Source organism: Chryseobacterium sp. CG10_8 (genome assembly GCF_058117085.1).
Genome location: NZ_JBYVEB010000172.1, coordinates 1 through 3,700, shown reverse-complemented (window position 1 = coordinate 3,700; position 3,700 = coordinate 1). Strand labels below are relative to the sequence as shown.

Annotated in this window: 2 protein-coding genes; both read right to left on the bottom strand. The window is 35.5% G+C overall.

Going from position 1 to position 3,700, the window contains the following annotated elements; translation table 11 throughout:
- Positions 1 to 8: 8 nt before the first annotated feature.
- Positions 9 to 686: a hypothetical protein gene (locus AC4AGG_RS15665; protein WP_489772957.1), complete on the bottom strand. Its 678-nt coding sequence runs from the start codon at positions 684 to 686 to the stop codon at positions 9 to 11.
- Positions 687 to 790: 104 nt separating this feature from the next.
- The gene (locus AC4AGG_RS15660; protein ID WP_489772956.1) at positions 791 to 3,334 is read right to left on the bottom strand and encodes a phosphoenolpyruvate carboxylase; all 2,544 of its coding nucleotides are present in this window, start codon (positions 3,332 to 3,334) and stop codon (positions 791 to 793) included.
- Between the last annotated feature and the right edge of the window lie 366 nt (positions 3,335 to 3,700).

Genomic DNA, 3,700 nt, shown 5'->3' with positions numbered 1-3,700 from the left:
AATCTCCACTAATAATTCGTATAAGTCATCAAAGCTAAGATCAGCCATTGCAATCCAACCACAATCCAAAAAGTTCTAAAGGATGGCTCCGAAACTTCATGTAACTTCTCCAAAATCTTTTCTCTAATAATCACAGTGTAGGAAGCTTCCTCTCCTGACAAATCAACATCATCAAGACTTATTTTCGAGAGTGCGTAGTTGATTATAAGCTTTACTATTCGGTTTTGGTCACTTTTTTTGACTTCTGCAATCATTTTCATTTGAGACTTTACCATGTCAGTACCTGCTTTGAAGAGTCCTGGTTGCTTTGCCTGAACTGCATCAATCGTCTTATCCAAAAATGGAGCTAAAGCCGAATCCTTTTTGTCATGCAATAACTTATTGATAACTTTCGTAGTGGCATAAGACCCCGAAAATACAAACAATAAATATGGACTAATCAGCGTAATAAGGTAAAAAGGAATAACTGTAAAGGGTTTGGTTGCTGCCGCTAAAGTCAAAAAGGGAATCGCACTAACACGTCCAGACTTCCCAACATTAATTTGGTTTGACAGCGCAAAAAGTCCCAAAATTAGAACTAAAACCGTTGATAAAGCTCCCAAAAAATTGCACTTCACAAAATTCCAAGTATAGGTCCCAAAGAGTTTTGCGAAATAAGTAAGATGTTCCGTAAAAGATTTTTCCATTTGTTGTGTTTTCGACAAATGTATCTAAATTACTTCATTATCCAAAGCTGATTTTTGTATTCGTTGAGAAAGAAAAAAGTCCCCGATTTGCGAGGACTTTTCTTTTATGCTGAATTTCTGCTGGCATTAATATTCCCAAACAAGGAACGCATCACCAGTTTTTCATAGGCTTCTTTACTATCTGTATTTTGCTGAATCTTCATTAATGCATATTGCTGAATAGTCAATAACGGGAGAACTATTTTTTCTCTAATCTCCACTGATTTTCTGGAAAGCGGTTCCTCCTCCATTAATCTTTGGAAACCTGTAATTTCCAACATCAGAGATTTAGATAAATTGTATTCGTCAAAAAGGATATTCCAAAATGCTCCGAACTTTGGATTTTTGGACATATAATAAGTCAGTGGAAAATACGATTTGCTCATACTCATCATGGAATTCAGCACCAAGGTTTTGAAAAAATCAGAATTTTGATACAGTTTTTTCACCGCACCCAATTTTCCTTGCTCTTTATATTGTTGTAAAGCATAACCGAATCCAAAAAATCCTGGAACATTCTGCTTCAATTGCGACCAACTTCCCACAAACGGAATAGCACGAAGATCTTCGAATTTCAAATCATTACTATCCCCTCTTTTGCTTGGTCTACTTCCAATATTCGTTCTACCATAATATGGAAGCGTACTCATCTCCTGAAGATAAGCGACAAACATTGGATGATTCTTCAGTTCTGTGTATTTGGTGAAACTAATTTCAGCCAAATCACTAATCAGCTGTCTCTCTTCCGGATTAAGTTCTTTTTTGGAATCTTTAAAGACATCATTCTCAACACCTGCAGTAATCAATTGTTCGAAATTATATTGAGCTTGATCCTTATTCCCGAAAACCGAAGTAATGGTCTGACCTTGGATGGTGAGTTCGATTTTGTGATTAGCAATGGTTTTTCCTTGAGAAGCATAAAAATCGTGCGTTTTTCCGCCTCCTCTTGCCGGAGGTCCTCCTCTACCATCGAAGAAAATAACATTAATCTCAAACTCTTCCGCTAATTTGGTTAACTGTTCCTTAGTTTTGAAAATTTCCCAATTCGCTTTAAGGTAGCCTCCGTCTTTGGTTCCATCGGAAAAACCCAACATAATCGTTTGACGGTTCCCTCGTCTTTCCAAATGTGCTTTATATAAAGGCTCTTGAAACAATTGTCTCATCACACTTTCTGAGTTGGCAAGACCTTCCATGGTCTCAAAAAGTGGAATAATATCCACTTTGATTTCATCTTCTTGATATCCACAAACTCTGAAAAATGCATAAACATTAAGAACATCCTTCACGTGGTCGGAGTTAGAAATAATATACCTATTCATTCCTCTTTCTCCATTGAGTTGTTGCAAATCTTTGATTTGAGAAACCGTTTCTAATGTATCTTTCACGATATCATCTTGGAAGACATTGGGTTCAATCTTTTCAGATTTATTAATAATTGAAGTGAATTTGTCTTCAAAGCTAACATCCTCCTGTTTTCCGAATTGATGCTCGAAAATCGCATCCAACACTTTTTGATGAATTCGGCTATCTTGTCTGATATCCAATGTCGCAAAATGTGTCCCAAAAACCTTGACTCTATCTCTGAAATTAAGCAACAAATCATGGAAAAGTCCATTATGTTTCTTCAACAATATTGCTTCTGCTTCATTGATTTTCTCAATTATTTCCTGTGCATTAATAGGTTTATTAACTTCAAAAATCGCGGAGTACAATCTTTCACTCAACTGTGTTAGAACTTCGCTAACTCCACTAAAACTTAATCTTCTACGAATAAATTTCAAATGACTGTAATAAGATTTCAAAATAGCAATACGTAATTCGTTAGCTACTCTTCGAGTTACCTCTGCTGTTACGAATGGATTCCCATCACGGTCTCCACCTGGCCAGAAACCTAATTGCAACAGATCTTCAGATGGTGAAAAATGATGATTCCCAAAGGTCTTTTTGGTCTTTGTAAACAATTCACCAATGGTATCATAGTAAACGTACCTGAGATAATAAATTATACTTAAAGCCTCATCAATTGGCGTCGGCTTCTCTTTATTAACAAAAGGAGTCTTACCCAATTGCTGCAACAACATATCGATATTGGTAACTGAGTCTTCTGAAATGGCGTTCCTCAAATCATGAATAATCCTCTGAACCGAATTGGGATAAAACTGCGTTGGGTGCGCGGTAAAAACTAATTTCACAGAAAAATCTTCCATTTTCTTACGGACTTCTTCCATCTTGTGTTCCAAAGCAGCGCGTTCATGAAGGTTAACCAAGGTTCCGTTATCTCCCTCCGAATGCAGTTGTGGAAAAGCAGCATCTTCAATACTGTCAAAAAGCACGACTTGTCTCTCTATGTACTGAATGATTTTAAACAACAATTCTAATTTCTGTTCTTCGGTATGAAGTTCTGTATGGTTTTTGAAGAAGTTTTCCAAAATCTCTAAAGGACTTTTTCCTTCTTCGTAACCATCTTTGCTTTCTTCATAAAGAAATGGGAGCAACATCCCAATATTGGTCATCTTATCATAAGGCAAACTCATGAAAAGCGAATTATAAATCTGAAATTTATTCTGAACGATTTGTCGAAATCGCTCCTTTCTTTGATCATTAATCATTTTAAAATAACTTTGAAGATGTAAAGGTATAACTTATTGAAGCGAAATTCAAAAGAAATTGATTTTCTACACCTCCAAAATCCTTTTTAACTATTTTACACCAAAAGCTATTTCCATTCTTTTTTTTATTAAATTTGAAAGGAGTCTAATGATATCATTAAGACTTTGTATTTTCAATAAATTAAACAAAAACACAATGTTAAGCAAAACCATTACTCTTGCATGTCTTATAGTAGGTATGATTAGCTTTTCTCAAACTACCAAAAAAGACAAAAATGATGACAATGCACTTCTGAAAGAGCTTTCAGAGTCATCTTGCGTTTGTATGGACTCTATTTCTGGAGATCAACAAAAAGTAGAAATCAA